The organism is Variovorax sp. JS1663 (assembly GCF_002157355.1).
In the GTDB taxonomy this organism is placed as follows: Bacteria; Pseudomonadota; Gammaproteobacteria; order Burkholderiales; family Burkholderiaceae_C; genus Variovorax.
The window spans coordinates 1-19,648 of record NZ_LYMK01000037.1 but is presented as its reverse complement, the minus strand read 5'-3'; the positions used below and the strand labels follow the sequence as shown (position 1 = coordinate 19,648).

Annotated in this window: 20 protein-coding genes; 10 read left to right on the top strand and 10 right to left on the bottom strand. The window is 68.6% G+C overall.

The genetic code is table 11. The features are described 5' to 3' along the window. Nucleotide 1 precedes the first annotated feature (1 nt). Genes A8M77_RS25470 through A8M77_RS25440 form a run of 7 tightly spaced genes read left to right on the top strand, consistent with a single transcriptional unit; the run spans nucleotide 2 to nucleotide 6,597 of the window. Nucleotides 2–409 carry a 5-carboxymethyl-2-hydroxymuconate Delta-isomerase gene (locus A8M77_RS25470; RefSeq protein ID WP_086924309.1) on the top strand — a complete coding sequence of 136 codons (408 nt, stop codon included), beginning with the start codon at nucleotides 2–4 and terminating at the stop codon, nucleotides 407–409. A 1-nt stretch (nucleotide 410) separates the two neighbouring features. Continuing rightward, complete coding sequence (hpaH, locus tag A8M77_RS25465; protein WP_086924308.1) at nucleotides 411–1,214, top strand: 2-oxo-hept-4-ene-1,7-dioate hydratase; 804 nt, start codon at nucleotides 411–413, stop codon at nucleotides 1,212–1,214. 21 nt (nucleotides 1,215–1,235) lie between these two features. Then, a complete protein-coding gene (locus A8M77_RS25460; protein ID WP_086924307.1) occupies nucleotides 1,236–2,045 on the top strand; it encodes an aldolase/citrate lyase family protein in 810 nt (269 codons plus the stop codon). A 4-nt stretch (nucleotides 2,046–2,049) separates the two neighbouring features. Continuing rightward, nucleotides 2,050–3,774, top strand: coding sequence for a dihydroxy-acid dehydratase (gene ilvD, locus A8M77_RS25455; RefSeq protein ID WP_086924306.1), 1,725 nt, complete (start codon nucleotides 2,050–2,052; stop codon nucleotides 3,772–3,774). A 28-nt stretch (nucleotides 3,775–3,802) separates the two neighbouring features. Beyond that, complete coding sequence (locus A8M77_RS25450) at nucleotides 3,803–4,798, top strand: Bug family tripartite tricarboxylate transporter substrate binding protein (protein ID WP_086924305.1); 996 nt, start codon at nucleotides 3,803–3,805, stop codon at nucleotides 4,796–4,798. Nucleotides 4,799–4,817: 19 nt separating this feature from the next. Next, nucleotides 4,818–5,609 carry a class II aldolase/adducin family protein gene (locus A8M77_RS25445; protein WP_086924304.1) on the top strand — a complete coding sequence of 264 codons (792 nt, stop codon included), beginning with the start codon at nucleotides 4,818–4,820 and terminating at the stop codon, nucleotides 5,607–5,609. 10 nt (nucleotides 5,610–5,619) lie between these two features. Next, nucleotides 5,620–6,597: a 2-dehydropantoate 2-reductase gene (locus tag A8M77_RS25440; protein WP_086924303.1), complete on the top strand. Its 978-nt coding sequence runs from the start codon at nucleotides 5,620–5,622 to the stop codon at nucleotides 6,595–6,597. A 53-nt stretch (nucleotides 6,598–6,650) separates the two neighbouring features. Here the strand turns inward: A8M77_RS25440 and A8M77_RS25435 are convergent, their stop codons facing one another. The 4 genes from A8M77_RS25435 to alr form a co-directional block, all read right to left on the bottom strand. Then, nucleotides 6,651–8,012 carry a Fic family protein gene (locus A8M77_RS25435; protein WP_086924302.1) on the bottom strand — a complete coding sequence of 454 codons (1,362 nt, stop codon included), beginning with the start codon at nucleotides 8,010–8,012 and terminating at the stop codon, nucleotides 6,651–6,653. A gap of 26 nt (nucleotides 8,013–8,038) precedes the next feature. Beyond that, nucleotides 8,039–8,752 carry an NYN domain-containing protein gene (locus A8M77_RS25430; protein WP_238136966.1) on the bottom strand — a complete coding sequence of 238 codons (714 nt, stop codon included), beginning with the start codon at nucleotides 8,750–8,752 and terminating at the stop codon, nucleotides 8,039–8,041. Nucleotides 8,753–8,913: 161 nt separating this feature from the next. Further along, the gene (locus tag A8M77_RS25425; RefSeq protein ID WP_086924300.1) at nucleotides 8,914–9,636 is read right to left on the bottom strand and encodes a hypothetical protein; all 723 of its coding nucleotides are present in this window, start codon (nucleotides 9,634–9,636) and stop codon (nucleotides 8,914–8,916) included. 16 nt (nucleotides 9,637–9,652) lie between these two features. Continuing rightward, nucleotides 9,653–10,741, bottom strand: coding sequence for an alanine racemase (alr, locus tag A8M77_RS25420; protein WP_086924299.1), 1,089 nt, complete (start codon nucleotides 10,739–10,741; stop codon nucleotides 9,653–9,655). A gap of 161 nt (nucleotides 10,742–10,902) precedes the next feature. Between alr and lplT the strand changes: the two genes are divergently transcribed. From lplT to A8M77_RS25405, 3 genes are read left to right on the top strand one after another with little or no spacing between them, the layout of a single operon-like run. Next, the gene (gene lplT / locus A8M77_RS25415) at nucleotides 10,903–12,207 is read left to right on the top strand and encodes a lysophospholipid transporter LplT (protein ID WP_086924298.1); all 1,305 of its coding nucleotides are present in this window, start codon (nucleotides 10,903–10,905) and stop codon (nucleotides 12,205–12,207) included. 20 nt (nucleotides 12,208–12,227) lie between these two features. Continuing rightward, complete coding sequence (locus tag A8M77_RS25410) at nucleotides 12,228–13,139, top strand: DMT family transporter (RefSeq protein ID WP_086924297.1); 912 nt, start codon at nucleotides 12,228–12,230, stop codon at nucleotides 13,137–13,139. Beyond that, complete coding sequence (locus A8M77_RS25405; RefSeq protein WP_086924296.1) at nucleotides 13,136–13,621, top strand: glutathione peroxidase; 486 nt, start codon at nucleotides 13,136–13,138, stop codon at nucleotides 13,619–13,621. The genes A8M77_RS25410 and A8M77_RS25405 overlap by 4 nt, the downstream gene beginning before the upstream one ends. 1 nt (nucleotide 13,622) lies before the next feature. Here the strand turns inward: A8M77_RS25405 and A8M77_RS25400 are convergent, their stop codons facing one another. The 6 genes from A8M77_RS25400 to glnK form a co-directional block, all read right to left on the bottom strand. Beyond that, nucleotides 13,623–14,048, bottom strand: coding sequence for a carboxypeptidase-like regulatory domain-containing protein (locus A8M77_RS25400; protein WP_086924295.1), 426 nt, complete (start codon nucleotides 14,046–14,048; stop codon nucleotides 13,623–13,625). Between the two features lie 86 nt (nucleotides 14,049–14,134). After that, the gene (glcF, locus tag A8M77_RS25395; RefSeq protein WP_086924294.1) at nucleotides 14,135–15,364 is read right to left on the bottom strand and encodes a glycolate oxidase subunit GlcF; all 1,230 of its coding nucleotides are present in this window, start codon (nucleotides 15,362–15,364) and stop codon (nucleotides 14,135–14,137) included. 63 nt (nucleotides 15,365–15,427) lie between these two features. Next, nucleotides 15,428–16,525, bottom strand: a complete 1,098-nt coding sequence (gene glcE / locus A8M77_RS25390) for a glycolate oxidase subunit GlcE (RefSeq protein ID WP_086924360.1) — start codon at nucleotides 16,523–16,525, stop codon at nucleotides 15,428–15,430. Nucleotides 16,526–16,554: 29 nt separating this feature from the next. After that, nucleotides 16,555–17,454, bottom strand: coding sequence for an SMP-30/gluconolactonase/LRE family protein (locus A8M77_RS25385; RefSeq protein ID WP_086924293.1), 900 nt, complete (start codon nucleotides 17,452–17,454; stop codon nucleotides 16,555–16,557). 147 nt (nucleotides 17,455–17,601) lie between these two features. Beyond that, nucleotides 17,602–19,128, bottom strand: a complete 1,527-nt coding sequence (locus A8M77_RS25380) for an ammonium transporter (RefSeq protein WP_192871677.1) — start codon at nucleotides 19,126–19,128, stop codon at nucleotides 17,602–17,604. A 26-nt stretch (nucleotides 19,129–19,154) separates the two neighbouring features. Beyond that, nucleotides 19,155–19,493, bottom strand: coding sequence for a P-II family nitrogen regulator (gene glnK, locus A8M77_RS25375; RefSeq protein ID WP_077000246.1), 339 nt, complete (start codon nucleotides 19,491–19,493; stop codon nucleotides 19,155–19,157). Between the last annotated feature and the right edge of the window lie 155 nt (nucleotides 19,494–19,648).

Genomic DNA, 19,648 nt, shown 5'->3' with positions numbered 1-19,648 from the left:
GATGCCCCATCTCGTCATCCTCTACACGCCGAACGTCGAAGCCGACGCCGCGCTGCCTGCCCTGTGCCGCGCCCTGGCCGACACCATGCTCGAACAGCGCGACGAGCAGGACCGTGCGGTCTTCCCTGTCGGCGGCACGCGCGTGCTCGCCTATCCGGCCGCGCACTACGCGGTGGCCGACGGCTCGGGCGACCACGGCTTCGTCTATCTCAATCTGCGCATGGCGGCGGGGCGGTCCGATGCTGTCAAGAAGCGTGTCGGCGATGCGCTGCTAGCGCGACTGAAGCAGCACGTCGAGCCGCTGCTCGCCAAGCACCACGTCGGCATCACGCTGCAGATCGACGAAAGCCCCGGCCAGGTGTATGACGGCAAGTGCGGCAACCTGCATCCCCTTTTCCAGGCACCCTGACATGCTCGACAAGAAGCTGATCCAGCAACTCGCGGCCGAACTGCACGAGAGCGAGAAATCGCGCGTGCAGGTGCGGCATTTCTCGATGCGCCACCCCGAGATGAGCATCGAGGACGGCTATGCCATCTCGCGCGAATGGGTGAAGGCCAAGCTGGCCGAGGGCCGGGTGGTCAGGGGCCACAAGATCGGCCTCACCTCGCGCGCCATGCAGCAGGCCAGCCAGATCACCGAGCCGGACTACGGCACGCTGCTGGACGACATGTTCTTCGAGCAGGGCGGCGACATTCCCTTCACCCGCTTCATCGCGCCGCGCATCGAGGTCGAGCTGGCCTTCATCCTCGGCAAGCGGCTGCAAGGGCCCAACGTGACGATCTTCGATGTGCTGGCCGCCACCGGCTACGTGGTGCCGGCCATCGAGATCATCGATGCGCGCATCGAGCAGTTCGACCGCGAGACCGGCGCGATGCGCAAGGTCTTCGACACCATCGCCGACAACGCGGCCAACGCCGGCATCGTGACCGGCGGGCGGCCGGTGAGGCCCGACGCGGTGGACCTGCGCTGGGTCGGCGCCCTGCTCTACAAGAACGGCGTGATCGAGGAATCGGGCCTGGCCGCCGCCGTGCTCAACCACCCGGCCACCGGCGTGGCCTGGCTGGCCAACAAGCTGGCGCCCTGGGGCGAATGCCTGGAGGCCGGCGAGGTGGTGCTGGGCGGTTCGTTCACGCGGCCGACCACCGCCAAGCCGGGCGACACCTTCCACGCCGACTACGGCCCGCTGGGCTCCATTGCTTTCCGTTTCGTCTGAAGGTCCGGAGAAGAGCACACCATGCAAACCCCCGCGAACCCCTTCAAGCAGGCCCTCGACGCCAAGCGCGCGCAGATCGGCCTCTGGCTCGGCCTGGCCGATGCCTACAGCACCGAGATCTGCGCCGGCGCCGGCTTCGACTGGCTGCTGATCGACGGCGAGCATTCGCCCAACGGCCTGCGCAGCATCCTGCAGCAGGCGCAGGCCATCGCGGCCTACCCGGGCGTCAACGCGATCGCGCGGGTGCCGCTGGGCCATGGCGACGCCGGCACCGCGCTGATCAAGCAATACCTCGATCTGGGCCTGCAGACCATCCTGGTGCCGATGGTCGACACGGCCGAGCAGGCGCAGGCCATCGTGCGCGCCATGCGCTATCCGCCGCAGGGCATTCGCGGCATGGGCGGCGCGCGGGCCTCGGGCTGGGGCCGCTTCCCGGCCTATGCGAAGGAAGCGAACGACCGGGTCTGCCTGCTGGTGCAGGCCGAGACGCGGCAGGCCCTGGACAACCTGGGCGCCATCGCGGCAGTCGACGGCGTGGATGGCGTCTTCATCGGGCCGGCCGACCTCTCGGCTTCGATGGGACACGTCGGCAACTCGGGCCACCCCGAGGTGCAGGCCGCGATCGAGGACGCGATCACGCGCATCGGCCGCGCCGGCAAGGCCGCCGGCATCCTGACGCCGGACGAGGCGCTGGCGCAGAAATACCTGGAACTGGGCGCCCTCTTCGTCGCGGTCGGCCTCGACACCAACCTGCTGGTGCGCAGCACCAGCGCGCTGGCGGCACGCTTCAAGTCGGCCGCGAAGGCCGCGCCCTCGGGCGGCACCTACTGAACCCATGAGCGACGACCCCAAGCGCTTCCGCTCCGCGACCATCCGCGAGGGCACCATCCGCGCCACCACGCGCAGCTTCCTGCATGCGCTGGGCCAGGACGACGAGGACATCGCGCGGCCGCACGTCGGCGTGTTCCACACCGGCGGCGAGATGAGCCCCTGCAACCTCAACCTGCGCGAGCAGGCGCAGCATGCCAAGACCGGCATCTACGCCGGCGGGGGCACGCCGCACGAATGCCCGGTGGTGTCGGTGAGCGACGGGCTGACCATGGCCCATTCGGGCATGCGCTTCTCGCTGATCTCGCGCGAGCTGATCGCGGACAGCGTGGAGGCCTCCACCCGCGGCCACCAGTGGGACGGCATCTTCGCCATCGGCGCCTGCGACAAGAACCTGCCGGGCCTGATGATGGGCATGGTCCGCTGCAACGTGCCGAGCGTGTTCGTGCACGGCGGCTCCGCGCTGCCCGGCCAGATGCCCGGGCCCCAGGGCCGCGACCTCAACGTGGTCGACACCTACGAGACCATCGGCAAGGTGCTCGCCGGCGACGCCACGCAGGAAGAACTGGAAGCGATGAGCCGTGCCTGCCTGCCCACCGCCGGCGCCTGCGCGGGCCAGTTCACTGCCAACACCATGGGCATGGTGTCCGAGGCGCTGGGCCTGGCGCCGATCGGCTCCAGCATGGTGCCCGCGGTGTTCAGCGAGCGCGCGCCGCTGATGCGACGCGCGGCGAAGCAGCTGATGAAGGCGGTGATGGGCGACGGCCCGCTGCCGCGCGACATCGTGACGCGCCAGGCGCTGGAGAACGCGTGCGCGGTGGTCTCGGCCACCGGCGGCTCCACCAATGCGGCGCTGCACCTGCCGGCGATCGCGCACGAGGCCGGCATCAAGTTCCACCTGGACGACGTGGCCGAAGTGTTCGCACGCACGCCGCTCATCGCCGACCTGCGGCCGGGTGGCCGCTACCTGGCGCGCGACGTGTTCTACATCGGCGGCGCCGGCGTGATCCTGCGCACGCTGCTGGAGCAGGGCTTCCTGCACGGCGATGCGCTCACCTTCACCGGCCGCACGCTGGCCGAGGAAGTGGCGGGCGCACCCGACCCGGATGGCGAGGTGGTGCGCAAGTCCGGCGACCCGATCACGCGCGACGGCGGCCTGGCGGTGCTCAAGGGCAACCTGTGCCCCGACGGAGCGCTGCTCAAGACGGCCGGCCTGAAGACGCTGGTGCACCGCGGGCCGGTGCGCGTCTTCGAATCCGAGGAAGAAGCGCAGACCGCCGTGCAGAACCGTCGCTACCAGGCCGGCGACGTGATCGTGATCCGCAACGAGGGCCCAAAGGGCAGCCCCGGCATGCGCGAGATGCTGGGCATCACCGCCCTGCTCTACGGCCAGGGCATGGGTGACAAGGTGGCGCTCCTGACCGACGGCCGCTTCTCCGGCGCGACGCGCGGCCTGTGCATCGGCTACGCGGGCCCCGAGGCGGCGGACGGCGGGCCCATCGCCGCGCTGCGCGAGGGCGACATCGTGGCCATCGATGCGCGCGCCGAGGCGCGCAGCATCACGGTCGAGCTGAGCGGCGAGGAAATCGCCGCGCGGCTGGCAGGACGTCAGGCAAACACGGGGGTCCGCCACACGGGCTTGCTGGAAAAATACGCGCTCACCGTGCGCCCCAGCCACCAGGGCGCCGTGACCCATTCGGGCGCAGTCACCTGGCTGCGCGACGAATCCTGAAATGCCCTCAACAGGAGACATCCGCATCATGACCTTCACACGCCGCCACCTGCTGCAGACCACTGGCGCCTCGGCCCTGCTCGCGAGCCTGGGCCAGCACGCCCTCGCCCAGGCCCAGCAACCCTTCGAGACTGCGCGCCTGATCACCGGCTTCGCCGCCGGCGGCACCTCCGACACGCTGTGCCGCCGCGTCGCCACGCGGCTGCAACCCGACTACGGCAAGGCCGTGGTGGTGGAGAACCGCACCGGCGCCGGCGGCCAGATCGCGGTGACGTACGTCAAGGGCCAGCCCGCCGACGGCGCGACCATCCTGCAGACACCCACCTCCATCCTCACCATCTATCCGCACATCTACAAGAAGCTGCCCTACGACCCGGCGGCGGACCTCACGCCGGTGACGGTGGCCTGCCAGTTCGACTTCGGCTTCGCGGTCGGGCCGGCGGTGCCGGCCTCGGTGAAATCGGTGCCCGAGTACCTGGCCTGGGCCAAGGCGAATCCGGACGGCGCCAACTACGGCTCGCCGGCGGCCGGCTCCACGCCGCACTTCATCGGCGCGCTGCTGGGCAAGAACGCGGGCGTGGAGCTCAAGCACGCAGCCTACCGCGGCACGCAGCCGGCCATGCTCGACCTGCTGGGCGGCAACGTGGCGGCGGTGTCGGGCCCGATCGGCGACATCACCCAGCACCTGGCCTCGGGCAAGGTGCGCATCCTCGGCGTCTCCGGCGCCAAGCGCAGCCGCTTCGCGCCCGACGTGCCCACCTTCGAGGAGCAGGGCATCAAGAACGTGACGCACAGCGAATGGTTCGCCTTCCTGCTGCCGGCCAAGGCCTCGCCCGAGGTGGTGGCACGGGCCAATGCGGCGATGAAGACGGCGCTCGCACAGAAGGACGTGGTCGACGGCCTGGCCACCTTCGGCCTGGAGGCGATGTCCTCCTCGCCGGCCGAGCTCGCCGACCTTCTCAAGAAAGACACAGCGAAGTGGGCCCCGATCGTGAAGCAGATCGGCTTCACGGCGGAGGGCTAGACATGAAAAGGAACTGCCGATGAACACCCCCCTCGCCACGCCGGCCGTCGCGCCGGTTCGCTCTGCCATGCATCCCGACGAGCAGGAGGCGCGCCTGCAGCTGGCCGCCTGCTACCGCGTGTTCGCGATGCTGGGCTGGACCGAGATGATCTACAACCACATCACGGTGCGGCTGCCCGACAGCGTGACGGGGGGCGAGAAGCAGTTCCTGATCAATCCCTTCGGCCTGCACTACACCGAGGTCACGGCCAGCAACCTGGTGAAGATCGACCTGCAGGGCAAGGTGCTGGACGGCTCGCGCCATCCGGTCAACCCGGCCGGCTTCACCGTGCATGCCGCCATCCACGACGGCCTGCCCGATGCCCACTGCGTGATGCACACCCACACGACCGCCGGCGTGGCGGTGGCCTGCCTGCAGGGCGGCCTGCAGCAGACCAACTTCTACAGCGCGCAGCTGCACGACATGGTGGCGTACCACGCGTTCGAAGGCATCACGATCCATGCCGACGAGGGCCCACGCCTGCTCAAGAGCATCGGCAACCGGCCGGCCGTGATCCTGCGCAACCATGGCCTGCTCGCCTGGGGCCAGACCCTGCCGCAGACCTTCGCCATCCTCTGGACCCTGCAGCGCGCCTGCGAGATCCAGATGGCCACGCTCTCGATGGGCGTGCCCATTCCCGTGTCGGAGGACATCGCGCGCAAGTGCACCCGCGACGCGCTGCAGTTCAACCCGAAGCACGGCGGCGGGCAGGACGTGTTCGACGCGCTGGTGCGCCAGGTCGACCGCATCGACGATTCCTACAAGCACTGAAAACCGAACCATGAAAGTCTGCATCTACGGCGCCGGCGCGATCGGCGGCTGGATCGGCGTCGGCCTCGCGCAGGCCGGCTGCCGGCTCAACGTGGTGGCGCGCGGCGCCACGCTGGACGCGCTGCAGCGCGATGGCTTGAGCGTGATGCGCGGCGAACAGCGCACCCGTGTCGCGGTGAACGCGGTGGCCGACCCGGCCGAGCTGGGCGTGCAGGACCTGGTGGTGGTCGCGGTGAAGGCACCCGCGCTGGCGGGCGTCGCCGAGCGCATCGCGCCGCTGCTGGGCCCCGAGACCATCGTGCTGACCGCCATGAACGGGGTGCCGTGGTGGTTTCTTCAGGGCGGTTTCGGCGGCCCGCTGGCCGGCACGCAGCTGGAGGCGGTGGACCCGGGCGGGAAGATCGACGCCGCCATTCCCGCCCGTCATGTGATCGGCTGCGTGGTGCACGCCAGCTGCTCGCTCGACGGGCCGGGGGTGGTGCGCCACCACTTCGGCAACGGCCTGATCATCGGCGAGCCTTCGGGCGAGGCCACGCCGCGCGCGAAGGAGCTCGAGGCGCTGCTCAAGCAGGCCGGCTTCGAGGCGCGCCTGTCGCCGCAGATCCAGAAGGACGTCTGGTACAAGCTGTGGGGCAACATGACGGTCAACCCGATCAGCGCCCTGACCCGCGCCACCACCGACCTGATTCTGAACGACGAGCTGGTGCGCGGCTTCATCTCGGCCATCATGCTGGAGGCGCGCGAGATCGGCGAGCGCGTCGGCGTGCCGATCGCCGAAAGCCCGGAAGACCGGCATGCGGTCACGCGCAAGCTCGGCGCCTTCAAGACCTCGATGCTGCAGGACGTGGAGGCCGGCCGCTCGGTCGAGCTGGACGCCCTGGTCTCGGCCGTGCGCGAGCTGGGGCAGCGCGCGGGAGTGAAGACGCCCTTCACCGACGCGCTGCTGGGGCTGGCACGGCTGCAGGCGCGGCAGCTCGGCCTTTACTGAGTGCCAGGATCGGGCAGGGGGGCTGCAGCCAGAAGGCGTCGTACAAGACCTCGCTAGTTCTTCGCGATGAGTCTTTCTACCGCCTTGACGACGATCTCCAGTGCGCTTCTCGAGACCGCATCGACCTCGGCGCTCGTGATTGCCTCGTCGTAAGTCGCCCGGAAGATCTCCTGAGCCGCCTGCAAGTAGCCCATCGCCTGGATGGCGTAGTGACGCGCATGGAACGAGCACTTGACGGAGACTACGAACGTCTTTGAAGAGTCGCCGACATAGCTATTGCCTTGAAAGAACAGGCGCGCTTCAGTGAGCGCCCTGACACCTGACGCCAGCGCAGGAACAACAACCGCACGGTACTCTTCCAAGCTGGGTTTCAGGATCAGCCCTTCGGGGGTAAATCTACCCTCGAGGTGAAGCAGAACCCCGGCGAACAACGGCCTCAGAGTCTCAAGCCTTTTCGTTACCGACTCGAACATTGGCACCAGCAAGGTGTCTACTACTTGCAGGTGATCCGAGGGAGTTCCCTCCTTGCCGTCACCACTCAGCCGCTCAGCCAATGCGGACTGCGTCAGTAGCGCGAGCTGCTTGTCGAAATCTTGCAAGTCATCGACAGGACCGCCCCTCGCCGCTCTCAGGTAGAGCTCCGACGATCGCATGCAGGCGTCGGTGATCAACTCGAACAGAGCGCCCAGTTCCCCGGCGTCGGCTTGCACCAGGGCGGCGAGGTATTCGTTTCTCTCGGCCAGGCGGAGGATGGCAGGGAGATAGCCATGCTGCATCAGCAGCAGGTTCATCAGGATGCGCGCGATACGGCCATTGCCGTCATCGAATGGATGTATCGACACGAATTGATGATGAAAGGAGGCCGCAAACAACACTGGATGCATCGTCGGCGCTTGTCTTTCCTCGTTGGCGGTGGCCACCAACTGGGACATCAAGGCCGGCGTCTCCGATGGCAACGCGAAGCGCCGCGTTTGCCCTGTCTGAGTCACCAATTGATTGACGCTGGTCTTGTAGCGACCCGCAGCGATCGTGCGCGTCACGCGCAGACCGTCGTCGTTCACGCTACTCACCTCCCGGTCCGCGCCCAGCATGACCTGGTGCAGGCTTCGGATCAGGTGCTCGGTGACGGGTTCCTTTGTCCGCACCACATCCCCGAGGACATCGAGCACGGCGTTGTGCCCTTCGATGTCCAGGTGATCCTTCAGCGGCTTCCCCTTTGCCGTCAGCCCGTAGCTCAGCAGCGCAGCCGTCTCGCCGATGGACAGCGTATTGCCCTCGATGGCGTTCGAGTTGTAGTTCCAGTCGAGGCGGAACTTGGCCATGACTCTGCCTTCCTGTTCCGCGTCGATAGGGCGCAAGCCTTCGATCTCACGCTGGATGTCGTCGAGCGAGTCGAGTTTTTCTTGAAGGTTCATGAGGTTTCCGTGTCAGGCGGCGTCGCTCACCTCACCCTGACCATCAAATGCACAACACCTCCCGGGTCTGGTTGTTCCTTCACTTCAAGGTAGTCCTGATTGCGAACCAACTCACTGAGCCTTTTGAAGCCATAGTTGCGGGAGTCGAATGAGGCGTTGTTCTTGCCGGCATAGCCGCCGACCGCAGCCAGGGATGCCCAGCCACCATCACGTGACGTTTCCTTGATCGCGTGAATGAGGAGTTCTTTGAGATCGGGGACCCCCGCAACCTGCACTGGTGCCGCGGTCTCCACGGGTTTCTTCAAAACCTCAAAGAAGATGAACTTGTCGCACGCTGCAATGAAGGCCTCCGGCGCCTTCCGCTCGCCCAGACCATAAACGATCTTGCCTGCCTCACGCAAGCGTGTTGCCAGCCGAGTGAAGTCGCTGTCGCTGGAGACGATGCAAAACCCATCGACGTTGCCTGCATACAGCAGGTCCATGGCATCGATGATGAACGCAGAGTCAGTTGAGTTCTTGCCCCTCGTGTATGCGAACTGTTGAATGGGTTGGATTGCATGACGATGCAGGTGGTCCTTCCATCCCGTCAGGTTCGGGGTGGTCCAATCCCCGTAGGCACGCTTCACGGTGGCGGTTCCGTATTTCGCCACTTCCTCCAACAGCTCTTTCACGACCGTCGCCGACGCGTTGTCTGCATCGATGAGCATCGCAAGTCGTCGGGTTGGTTCGCTGTTTGCCAAGCAGTTCTCCTCTATTTGGATTGACCGATCATCGCAGGGGCGGCGCTCGCATCGTGTCTGGGCTGCTTCTCCTAGGATTCCTTCATCGCTCTCAGCCGAAGAGTGTCGGTGGATTCGCCAGACCCAGCACTACCGCCGCCGCCAAACGAGCAGCGCCATGCTCAGCGCTTGAGCAGCACCCGCACCGCCTCCGGCAGCGAGTTCACCTGCGGCATGAAGCGGTCGAGCACCGCGCCCAGCAGCACCGCGCAGAACAGCGTGCCCAGCAGCGGTTTCCAGGTGAGCCGCACCGCGGCCGTTAGCCAGCCCTCGCGCGCCACGCGCACGGCGGCGGTGGCGGTGACGTAGCTGAAGGCGAGCTCGATCGCCACCGCCAGCAGGGCCTCCGAGCCGAAGTACAGCAGCACCAGCGCGCCGGCGCCGAAGAGGATCGCCGCGCCGATCAGGAAGATCGCGACCACCGGCACCACGATGAGCGCCCCCTCGTCGGCGCCGGCCGCAACATCGAGGGTGCCGCCGGCCAGATCGCCGACGCCATGCCCGCCGCCGGTATGGCTGGCGCCGCCGCGCACCGAGGGCCAGTCGGCGATCTGCGGGTCGGGCAGGTCGGGGTTGAACTGCGTGTTCTGGCGGATCAGCAGGGTCGCCCACCAGCGCAGGATCCAGAGATAGACCAGGTAGCCGGCGCCCAGCGTGACGAAGTAACGCAGCGCCAGCGATTCGACGCCGGCGTGCATCTGCAGCCACGACACCAGCCACATCAAGAGCAGCGTGGTGGTGCCGATCAGCAAACCGTGGGTGCGCAGGCTGTGCCTGCGGTGCAGGTCGCGCTCGACCTCGGTTTCCCAGAGGCGCACCGAGCGCCAGTTCGAGAGGATCTTCAAGCGGCCGGACCCTTCCTCAGTCCACCGCGACCGGCACGCGCGGCGCCACCGCGCACATGAGCTCGTAGCCCACGGTGCCGGCGGCCCGCGCCACATCGTCGATGGGCAGCACGGTGCCGTTGGAGGCCCGCCCCCACAGCGTGACTTCGCTGCCGAAGCGCGCCTGCGGCACCGGTGTCAGGTCCACCGTGATCATGTCCATGCTGACCCGGCCCACCATGCGGGTGCGCACGCCGTCGACCAGCACCGGCGTGCCGGTGTCGCAGTGGCGCGGGTAGCCGTCGGCATAGCCGACCGCGGCCACGCCGATGGTGATCGGCCCTTCGGCGGTGAAGCGCGAGCCGTAGCCGATGGTGTCGCCGGCCTGGAGCGTCTGCACCGAGAGCAGCCGGGTGGAGAGCGTCATCGCCGGCTGCAGCTGCCAGTGCGCCGCGTCGTGCTCGGGGAAGTCCGGCGCGCTGCCGTACAGCAGGATGCCGGGGCGCACCCAGTCGGCGCGCGTGGTGCCGGCATGGCGCAGGGTGGCGGCGCTGTTGGCGATCGAGCGCTCGCCCGGCAGGTCGCGCGTGACGCGCTCGAACGCCTCGAGCTGGTGGGCCACGCCGCGCGGGCCGTCGGCGTCGCTGAAATGGGTCATGAGCGTGATCTCGTCCACCTGGGGCAGCGCATTCAGCCGGGTCCAGGCGGCGCGGAAGCGCTCGGGTGCGAAGCCCAGCCGGTTCATGCCGGAGTTCAGCTTGAGGAACACGCGCTGCGGCACCTGCGTCTTGTGGGCCGCCAGCATGTCGATCTGTTCGTCGCAGTGCACCGTGTGCCAGAGGTCCAGGCGCGAGCACAGCTCCAGGTCGCGCGGCTCGAACACGCCCTCCAGCAGCAGCACCGGCCCGCGCCAGCCCAGCGCGCGCACGCGCTCGGCCTCGGCCAGGTCGAGCAGCGCGAAGCCGTCGGCGGCCCGGAAGGGCTCGAACACGCGCTCGATGCCGTGGCCGTAGGCATTGGCCTTGACGACGGCCCAGACGCGCGAATCGATCGCCGCGCGGCGCGCACGCGCGAGGTTGTGGGCCAGGGCGGCGGTGTGGATGGTGGCGAGGATGGGACGAGGCACGATGAAACCGGTTCAGTACATGAGGAAAAACACCGGTACGGTGTGGGCTTGTGGCGTCATTTTGACATTGCACCCCCATGCTATAACCGCGCATTCCGCCAGTACCGCGGCCTTATTCCACTATTGCCAGCAGCCCACCTCTCTGGCCAGCCAGCCCCTCGATGAAGCGCGGTTTCTACACGATCATGTCGGCCCAGTTCTTCTCGTCGCTGGCCGACAACGCGCTTTTCGTTGCGGCGGTGGAACTGATGCGAACCAGCGGCGCGCCCGAGTGGCAGCGGGCCGCGCTGGTGCCGATCTTCACCATCTTCTACGTGGCGCTGGCGCCGCTGGTGGGCGCCTTCGCCGACGCGTTGCCCAAGGGGCGCGTCATGTTCATCAGCAATGCGATCAAGGTCGTGGGCTGCGTGATCATGCTGTTCGGCACCCATCCGCTGCTGGCCTACGCCGTGGTGGGCCTGGGCGCCGCGGCCTACTCGCCGGCCAAGTACGGCATCCTCACCGAGCTGCTGCCGGCCTCGCAGCTGGTCAAGGCCAACGGCTGGATCGAAGGCCTCACCATCGCCTCCATCATCCTGGGCATCGTGCTGGGCGGCCAGCTGGTGGGCCACGCGCTGTCCAGCCGCATGCTCGCGCTGGACTTCCCCGTCATCGACACGGGCATCGACACGCCGCCGGAGGCGGCGATCGCGGCGCTGATCTTCGTCTACGCGATCGCGGCCTGGTTCAACACGCGCATCCCCGACACGGGCGTCGAGATGCGGCCGCTGCGCGCCAATCCGCAGCACGGCATGCTGCGCAACCTGCTGGCGCTGCTGCCGGACTTCTGGCACTGCAACTCGCGCCTGTGGCGCGACAAGCTGGGCCAGATCTCGCTGGCCACCACCACGCTGTTCTGGGGTGCGGGCGGCAACCTCAAGTACATCGTGCTGGCCTGGGCCTCGCTGGCGCTGGGCTACAGCACGGCGCAGGCCTCCTCGCTGACCGGCGTGGTCGCGATCGGCACCGCGGTGGGCGCGGTCATCGCCTCGGTGCGCATGCGGCTGGACATGGCGACGCGCGTCATTCCGCTGGGCATCGGCATGGGCATCGTCGTGATCGGCATGAACTTCATCGGCAGCATCTGGATCGCGGTGCCCTTCCTGATCGTGCTGGGCGGCCTGGGCGGCTTCCTGGTCGTGCCGATGAACGCGCTGCTGCAGCACCGCGGCCACAACCTGATGGGCGCGGGGCGCTCGATCGCGGTGCAGAACTTCAACGAGCAGGCCTGCATCCTGGTCCTGGGCGCCTTCTACAGCGCCTGCACGGGGCTCGGCCTGTCGGCCTACTCGGCCATCACGGCCTTCGGGATCGTGGTGGCGGGCTTCATGTGGCTGATCAAACGCTGGCATGAGAACAACCTGCGGCGCTACCCCGAGGAAGTGGAGCACCTGCTCGCCATCGCCCGTAGCGACAAGCATCACTGAGGCCGCGCCCCGCTACCGCCTTGCCCGCACTTGCGCTCGTCTTCAACGCCTTCGTCTGGGGCGTTTCCTGGATCCCCTTCCGGCAGATCGAGGCCCACGGCCTGCACCCCGTCTGGGCTACCTGCCTGATCTATGCCGTGATCGTGCTGGCGATGGGCTGGCTGCGCCGCCACGTCTGGCGTGCATTCGCCGCCTGGCCAGGCCTGGTGCTGCTGGCCCTGGCGGCAGGCCTCACCAACGTGGGCTTCAACTGGGCCGTGACGCAGGGCGACGTGGTGCGCGTGGTGCTGCTGTTCTACCTGATGCCGCTGTGGAGCGTGCTGCTGGCATGGCTGCTCCTGGGCGAGCGCCCCACCCCTTCGGCGCTGGCGCGCATGACCCTGGCGCTGGCGGGCGTGGCGGTGGTGCTCAAGACGCCGGAGACCGACTGGCCGGTGCCCGCCAGCCTGCCCGACTGGCTGGGCGTGGCAGCCGGCTTCAGCTTCGCGCTGACCAACATCCTGCTGCGCCGGCTGCGCGGCGCGCCCGGTGAATCGCGGGCGTTTGCGATGTTCTGCGGCTGCGCGGGCGTGGCGGGCCTGACCGCCGTGGCCGGCACCGCGCTCAGCGCCATCGCCGCGCCGCCGCCGCTCGCAGCCGGCGCCGGCTGGGTGCCCTGGGCCGCGCTGCTGGGCACGGGCTTCGTGTTCGCCAACATCTGCCTGCAGTACGGCGCCGCCCGCATGACGGCCAGCGCCACCTCGGTGATCATGCTGTCGGAGGTGCTGTTCGCCAGCGTCTCCTCGGTGGCCCTGGGCGCGGCCACGCTCGACGCCCGCATCTGGGCCGGCGGCGCACTGATCGTGCTGGCGGCGTTGTGGTCCTCGTTTGCACGAACGAACGGCGGCGAGGATGATCGGCATTCCCGCATCCTGGAGGACAAGCCATCATGACCAGCGTCTACGACTTCGAGGCCCGGCAGATCGACGGCAAGCAGGTGCCGCTGTCGAAGTTCAAGGGCAAGGTGCTCTTGATCGTCAACACGGCCAGCAAATGCGGCTTCACGCCGCAGTTCGAGGGGCTGGAGACGCTCTACAAGAAGTACGCCGGCCAGGGCCTGGCGGTGCTCGGCTTTCCGTCCAACCAGTTCGGCAACCAGGACCCGGGCAGCAACGAGGATATCGGCGCCTTCTGCGTGCAGAACTACGGCGTGAGCTTTCCGATGATGGAGAAGATCGAGGTCAACGGCGCCGGTGCCACGCCGCTCTACAAGTGGCTCACCAAGGAAGCGCCCGGCCTGCTGGGCAGCACGGCCATCAAGTGGAATTTCACCAAGTTCCTGGTCGGCAAGGACGGGCAGGTGATCAGGCGCTACGCGCCGGTGGACACGCCGGCGTCGATCGCGCGGGACATCGAGGCGGCCCTGGCGGCCTAGTTCAGAAGCGGAAATCGGCCGTCTGCGATCCGCGGCCCACCGTCACCGTGTGGCTCTTGGTCATGCCCTCGGTGCTGGCCTCGACGGTGTAGCGGCCGGCCGGCAGGTCGACCAGGCACACGGGCCCGGAGGCGCGCATGGCGAGCGCGGTGTCGCCGCCGGCAGCCTTGATGGTCACGTCGACATTGGCCAGGTATTCGCCGCTGGCGCGCGCGAACAGCAGCGCCAGGGGATGGTCCTTCATGGCGGCGCGCATGGCGTTGGATTCATCCGAGCCGATGCCGCCGCAGGCATAGCGCGCGGCGCCCTGCACCTTCATGGCCGGCATGGCGTCGGCGCCGGATTGCATGGTCTGGGCCTGCACCATCCACGGTGCGGCGGCCAGGGTGCAACCCAGGGCCAGAGATTGAAAGAAGCGCTTCTGCATGGTTCGGCTCCCGCAGTGAACAGGGAGGAATCGTCGCCGGCCCGGCGCCGCAGCCGGGTCGGACCAGCACCTTTTCGCTTGTGCGATCAGGCCGGCGCCAGCGCCTCGTCCAGCAGCTCGACCCAGTGCCGCACCGGCACCGCGCTGCCGCTTTGCAGATGGGTGATGCAGCCGATGTTGGCCGAGACGATGGCCGTCGGCCCGAGTGCATCCAGGTGGCCGAGCTTGCGGTCACGCAGCGCATAGGCCAGCGCGGGCTGCAGCACGGAATAGGTGCCGGCCGAGCCGCAGCACAGGTTCGATTCGGTCCGCGCCACCTGGATGTCGAAGCCCAGCGCGCGCAGGTTCGCCTCGACGCCACCGCGCAGCTGCTGGCCGTGCTGCAGGGTGCAGGGCGGGTGGTAGGCGAAGACCCCCGCGGGCGTCTTCACCCGCTCCTTGAGCAGCGGCACCAGCTCGGGCAGCAGCTCGCTCAGGTCGCGCGTGAGCGCGCCGATGCGCGCAGCCTTCTGCGCATAGGCCGGCTCGTCACGCAGCACGTGGCCATATTCGCGCACGGTCACGCCGCAGCCGGAGGCGTTCATCACGATGGCCTCGACCGCGCCGCTCTCCACATGCGGCCACCAGGCATCGATGTTGGCGCGCATCTGCGCCTTGCCGCCGTCCTGGTCGTTCAGGTGGAACTTCACCGCGCCGCAGCAACCGGCGGACGGCGCGACCACCGCCTCGATGCCGGCGGCATCGAGCACGCGCGCGGTGGCGCTGTTGATGTTGGGTGCCATCGAGGGCTGCACGCAGCCGGCCAGCATCAGCACCTTGCGCGCATGGCTGCGCTTGGGCCATTCGCCGGCAGGCTGCGGCACAGGCACCTTGGCCTTGAGCTTCTCCGGCAGCAGGCCGCGCACCGACTGGCCCAGCTTCATCGCGGGGCCGAAGAGCGGCGAGGGCAGTGCTTCCTTGAGGGTCCAGCGAATGGCACCTTCGAGCGCCGGGCGCGGCACCTTCTCGTCGACGATCTTCCGGCCGATGTCGACCAGGTGGCCGTACTGCACGCCGGAGGGACAGGTGCTCTCGCAGTTGCGGCAGGTCAGGCAGCGGTCCAGATGCAGCTGCGTGCTGCGCGTCGGAGGCTTGCCCTCGAGCACCTGCTTGATCAGGTAGATGCGGCCTCGGGGGCCGTCGAGCTCGTCGCCCAGCAGCTGGTAGGTGGGGCAGGTGGCGGTGCAGAAGCCGCAGTGCACGCACTTGCGCAGGATGGCCTCGGCCTCGCGGCCCTCGGGCGTGCCCTGGAATTCGGGGGCGAGTTCGGTTTGCATTTCAGGCCTCCCGCCGGGTCCCCTCGGGGGGCAGCGAATACACGAAGTGGGGAGCGTGGGGGCTCATGTCTGATCGGGGAAAAGTCGTGCGCGGTCGAACACGGCGTGGGGATCGAACTCGCGCATCAGCGCCTCGTGGATGCGCTTGAGCGGCGCGCTCAGCGCATCGAAGCGACGCGTCACGGTGCCGACGCCGTCCGCAGTCATGAACAGCGACGCATGGCCACCCGTGGAGCGCGCCGCGTCTCTGAGCCGATCGCCGTCGCCGGGCGTCACCCGGTACCAGCGCTGTGCGCCATGCCATTCGATGAGCGGCGGCTCTTCCAGCGCCAGCACCGGTGCGGTCTGCGGCACCGACAGGCGCCAGAGCTCGCGCCCCTGCGCCGCATCGAACCAGGGCAGGCGCAGGTCACGCGCGGCCGCCCAGTCGGCGCGGGCCTGCGCATCGTCCTGCCGCTCACCGCCGAGGCGCTCGCAGGCGGCGGCCACCGCGGCGGCGGCACCGCGCAGGCGCAGCCAGAGCCGGCCGCGGCCCTGCTCGTGGCTCCAGCGGCTGGCGTTGAGCGGCAGCGGCTGGCCGCCCCAGCCGTTGAGCAGGCGCAGCGCGTCGGCCTGATGGCAATCGAACACCAGCGTGGCCTCGGCCGGCGCGACGGGCAGCACCTTGAGGCTGACCTCGGTGATCACACCCAGGGCGCCCAGCGAGCCGGCCAGCACGCGCGAGACGTCGTAACCGGCGACGTTCTTCATGACCTGGCCGCCGAAGTCGAGCAGTTCGCCGCGGCCGTTGAGCAACTGCGCGCCGAGCACGTAGTCGCGGACCGCTCCGACGCTGGCGCGGGCGGGGCCGCTCAATCCTGCGGCCACCATGCCCCCGACGGTGCCGCCTTCGCCGAAGCGCGGCGGCTCGAAAGGCAGGCACTGGCCCTGCGCAGCCAGCAGGGCTTCGAGCTCGGCCAGCGGCGTGCCGGCGCGGACGGTCACGACCAACTCGCTGGGTTCGTAGCTGGCGATGCCGGCGAGCTGCGTGGTGGCGAGCGCTTCGCCTTGCGGCGGTTCGCCATAGAAATCCTTGGTGCCGGCGCCACGGATGCGAAGCACGGTGCGCTCGGCGGCGGCGGCGCGGATGCGCTCGCTGATCTGGCGAAGGGCTGGATCCATGCGGGCGATCGTACCGCCCGCGGCCAGGGTCATTCCTGGAAGAAATGGACGGGCAGTCCTGACACTTCGGTTCGCATGGCGATGACGTGGCCGGACGCGGGTAACCGTTCCACCTCCTGCGCGGGCCGGCCGCGGCGCGCGCTGGTGACGAACAAGGTGCGCAGATCATCGCCGCCGAAGCAGGGCATGGTGGGGCATTGCGCGGGCACGGGCAGTGCCGCCACCTGCTCGCCGGCGGGCGAGAAGCGCAGCAGCTGGCCGCCCTCGAACATGGCGGCCCAGTAGTGGCCCTCGGCATCGACGGTCGCGCCGTCGGGCCGGCCCTGATAGGGAGAACCTGCCGCCTTCGGCTCGAACTGGCGGAACACGCGTGCACGCGAAAGCTGGTTGGCCTCGGGCTCCCAATCCCATGCGTTCACGCGGTGCGCGGGCGTGTCGGCCCAATAGACCGTGTGCGCGTCGGGCGCGAAGGCCAGGCCGTTGGCGGTGGTGACGCCCTCCGCCATGCGCTCGAGCCGCGGCGTTCCGTCGCGCGCATCCAGGCAGTAGAGCGCGGCGCTGGCCCGGTCCTTGGCCTCGTTGATCGTGCCGGCCCAGAAGCGCCCCAGCGGATCGCACTTGCCGTCGTTGAAGCGCATGGTGCGCACGTCATGGTCCACGCGCGCCAGCAGCGTCATGGCCCCACCCCACTCATGCGCGCGATAGATGCCGTCGCGCAGCGCGATCACCAGCCCACCGCGCGCCGCCGGGGCCATGCAGCCGGGCTCGGTCGGCAGGTGCCAGCGCTCGACCGTGGCGCTGCCGGTCTCGCCGCGCGTGCGCAGCACCGCGCGACCCGGGATGTCCAGCCAGTAGAGCGCGCGCTCATGCGGATGCCAGAAGGGCGATTCGCCGAGTTCACAGAGGCTGTCGTTCAGGGAAGTCCACATGCCCGCAGCTTAGGTCAAAAAAATGGCCCGCTTGCGCATGCGCTTGCGGGCCGAACATCCAAAGGAGACTTGCCTTGATGAAACTGAAATCGGTTCGTTTTGTCGTGTGCCGCGTGCGGGACCGCCCGTTGGCGGCCCGCGCCGTGCTCAGCGGTTGTAGGCGGTTTCGCCGTGGGCCGAGATGTCCAGGCCCTCGCGCTCTTCCTCTTCGCTGACCCGCAGGCCGATCGTGAGGTCGACGATCTTGTAGGCGATGAAGGAGACCACGCCGGACCACACGACGGTCAGCAGCACGGCCTTGAGCTGGATCCACACCTGCTCGCCGATGCCGTTGGAGGTGACGCTGGCCGTGACCCAGTCGCCCACCAGGCCGGGGCCGCCCAGCGCCTGGGTGTTGAACACGCCGGTCAGCAGCGCGCCGACGATGCCGCCCACGCCGTGCACGCCGAACACGTCCAGCGAGTCGTCCGCACCCAGCATCTTCTTGAGGCCGTTGACGCCCCACAGGCAGGCGAAGCCGGCGACGAAGCCGATCACGATGGCGCCCATCAGGCCCACGTTGCCGGCGGCCGGGGTGATCGCCACCAGGCCGGCGACCGCGCCCGAGGCGGCACCCAGCATGGATGCCTTGCCGCGCATCAGCGCTTCGCCGATGGACCAGGCCAGCACCGCCGCGGCCGTGGCCGAGAAGGTGTTCATGAAGGCCAGCACGGCGCTGGTGCCCGCTTCGAGCGCGGAGCCGGCGTTGAAGCCGAACCAGCCCACCCACAGCAGCGAGGCGCCGACCATGGTGAGCGTCAGCGAGTGCGGCGTGAAGGCTTCCTTGCCGTAGCCGATGCGCTTGCCGACCAGGAAGGCGCCGACCAGGCCCGCGACCGCGGCGTTGATGTGCACCACGGTGCCGCCGGCGAAGTCCAGCGCGCCCCATTGCCAGATCAGGCCGGCCTTGGCGTTCATCGCATCGACCACGTCCTTGCTGGCGTAGGCGTCCGGGCCCATCCAGAACCAGACCATGTGCGCGATCGGCGCATAGCTGAAGGTGAACCACAGCACCATGAAGAGCAGCACGGCCGAGAACTTGATGCGCTCGGCGAAGGCTCCGACGATCAGGCAGCAGGTGATGCCGGCGAAAGTGGCCTGGAAGGCGGCGAACAGCAGCTCGGGGATGTAGACGCCCTTGCTGAAGGTCGCGCCCGGCGCGAAGGTGCCGGCAGCGGGATCGAAGATGCCCTTCATGAACAGGCGATCGAAGCCGCCGATGAAGGAGTTGCCCTCGGTGAACGCCAGGCTGTAGCCGTAGATCATCCACAGCACCACGATCATCGAGAAGGTGACCATGACCTGCATCAGCACGGACAGCATGTTCTTGCTGCGCACCAGGCCGCCGTAGAACAGGGCCAGGCCGGGGATGGTCATCATGATGACCAGCAGCGTCGACAGCAGCATCCAGCCGGTGTCGCCCTTGTTGAACGAGGGCGCGGGCGCCGCGGCTGCGGCTGCGGCCGTTGCGGGCGCGGGTGCCGCCGCGGCGTCGGCGGGCGCGGCAGGTGCGGCCGCCGCCGGGGCCGAGGCCGCCGGTGCTTCGGCCGGCGCGGGTGGGGTCTGTGCGAAGCCGGCCGTGCCGGCCGCCAGCAGGCTCAGGCCGAGAGCCAGAGAGACGAGGAGTTTTTTCATTTGCGTGTTTTCTTTCTTGCCTCGGATCAAAGCGCCTCGCGTCCCGTCTCGCCGGTGCGGATGCGCACGACCTGCTCCAGGTCGTAGACGAAGATCTTGCCGTCGCCGATCTTGCCGGTGCGCGCGGCAGCCTCGACCGCCTCGATCACGCGCTCGACCAGGTCGTCGGCCACGGCAGCCTCGATCTTGACCTTGGGCAGGAAGTCGACCACGTACTCCGCGCCGCGGTAGAGCTCGGTGTGGCCCTTCTGGCGGCCGAAGCCCTTGACCTCGGTCACGGTGATGCCCTGCACGCCGATGGCGGAGAGCGCCTCGCGCACCTCGTCGAGCTTGAATGGCTTGATGATGGCTGTGACCAGCTTCATGATGGTTCCCCCGTCGATCTCATGTGTTGCTCCTCAGGATGGATGGCTGCCGGCGCTGCGTTCAGAGCGTCTTGGTCAGCGTGACGATGAATCGCGCCTTGTTGGGCGACCATGTGCGTTCGCCGATGGGCCCGAAGCCCAGGTCGATGCCCGGG

Bases quoted from the DNA above. Each gene is read 5' to 3' on its own strand.
- glcE (WP_086924360.1), bottom strand. From the start codon at position 16,525: ATGGATCCAGCCCTTCGCCAGATCAGCGAGCGCATCCGCGCCGCCGCC.
- A8M77_RS25380 (WP_192871677.1), bottom strand. From the start codon at position 19,128: ATGAAAAAACTCCTCGTCTCTCTGGCTCTCGGCCTGAGCCTGCTGGCG.
- A8M77_RS25400 (WP_086924295.1), bottom strand. From the start codon at position 14,048: ATGCAGAAGCGCTTCTTTCAATCTCTGGCCCTGGGTTGCACCCTGGCC.
- A8M77_RS25445 (WP_086924304.1), top strand. From the start codon at position 4,818: ATGAACACCCCCCTCGCCACGCCGGCCGTCGCGCCGGTTCGCTCTGCC.
- glnK (WP_077000246.1), bottom strand. From the start codon at position 19,493: ATGAAGCTGGTCACAGCCATCATCAAGCCATTCAAGCTCGACGAGGTG.
- ilvD (WP_086924306.1), top strand. From the start codon at position 2,050: ATGAGCGACGACCCCAAGCGCTTCCGCTCCGCGACCATCCGCGAGGGC.
- hpaH (WP_086924308.1), top strand. From the start codon at position 411: ATGCTCGACAAGAAGCTGATCCAGCAACTCGCGGCCGAACTGCACGAG.
- A8M77_RS25470 (WP_086924309.1), top strand. From the start codon at position 2: ATGCCCCATCTCGTCATCCTCTACACGCCGAACGTCGAAGCCGACGCC.
- A8M77_RS25385 (WP_086924293.1), bottom strand. From the start codon at position 17,454: ATGTGGACTTCCCTGAACGACAGCCTCTGTGAACTCGGCGAATCGCCC.
- A8M77_RS25435 (WP_086924302.1), bottom strand. From the start codon at position 8,012: ATGAACCTTCAAGAAAAACTCGACTCGCTCGACGACATCCAGCGTGAG.
- A8M77_RS25440 (WP_086924303.1), top strand. From the start codon at position 5,620: ATGAAAGTCTGCATCTACGGCGCCGGCGCGATCGGCGGCTGGATCGGC.
- A8M77_RS25405 (WP_086924296.1), top strand. From the start codon at position 13,136: ATGACCAGCGTCTACGACTTCGAGGCCCGGCAGATCGACGGCAAGCAG.
- A8M77_RS25450 (WP_086924305.1), top strand. From the start codon at position 3,803: ATGACCTTCACACGCCGCCACCTGCTGCAGACCACTGGCGCCTCGGCC.
- glcF (WP_086924294.1), bottom strand. From the start codon at position 15,364: ATGCAAACCGAACTCGCCCCCGAATTCCAGGGCACGCCCGAGGGCCGC.
- lplT (WP_086924298.1), top strand. From the start codon at position 10,903: ATGAAGCGCGGTTTCTACACGATCATGTCGGCCCAGTTCTTCTCGTCG.
- A8M77_RS25460 (WP_086924307.1), top strand. From the start codon at position 1,236: ATGCAAACCCCCGCGAACCCCTTCAAGCAGGCCCTCGACGCCAAGCGC.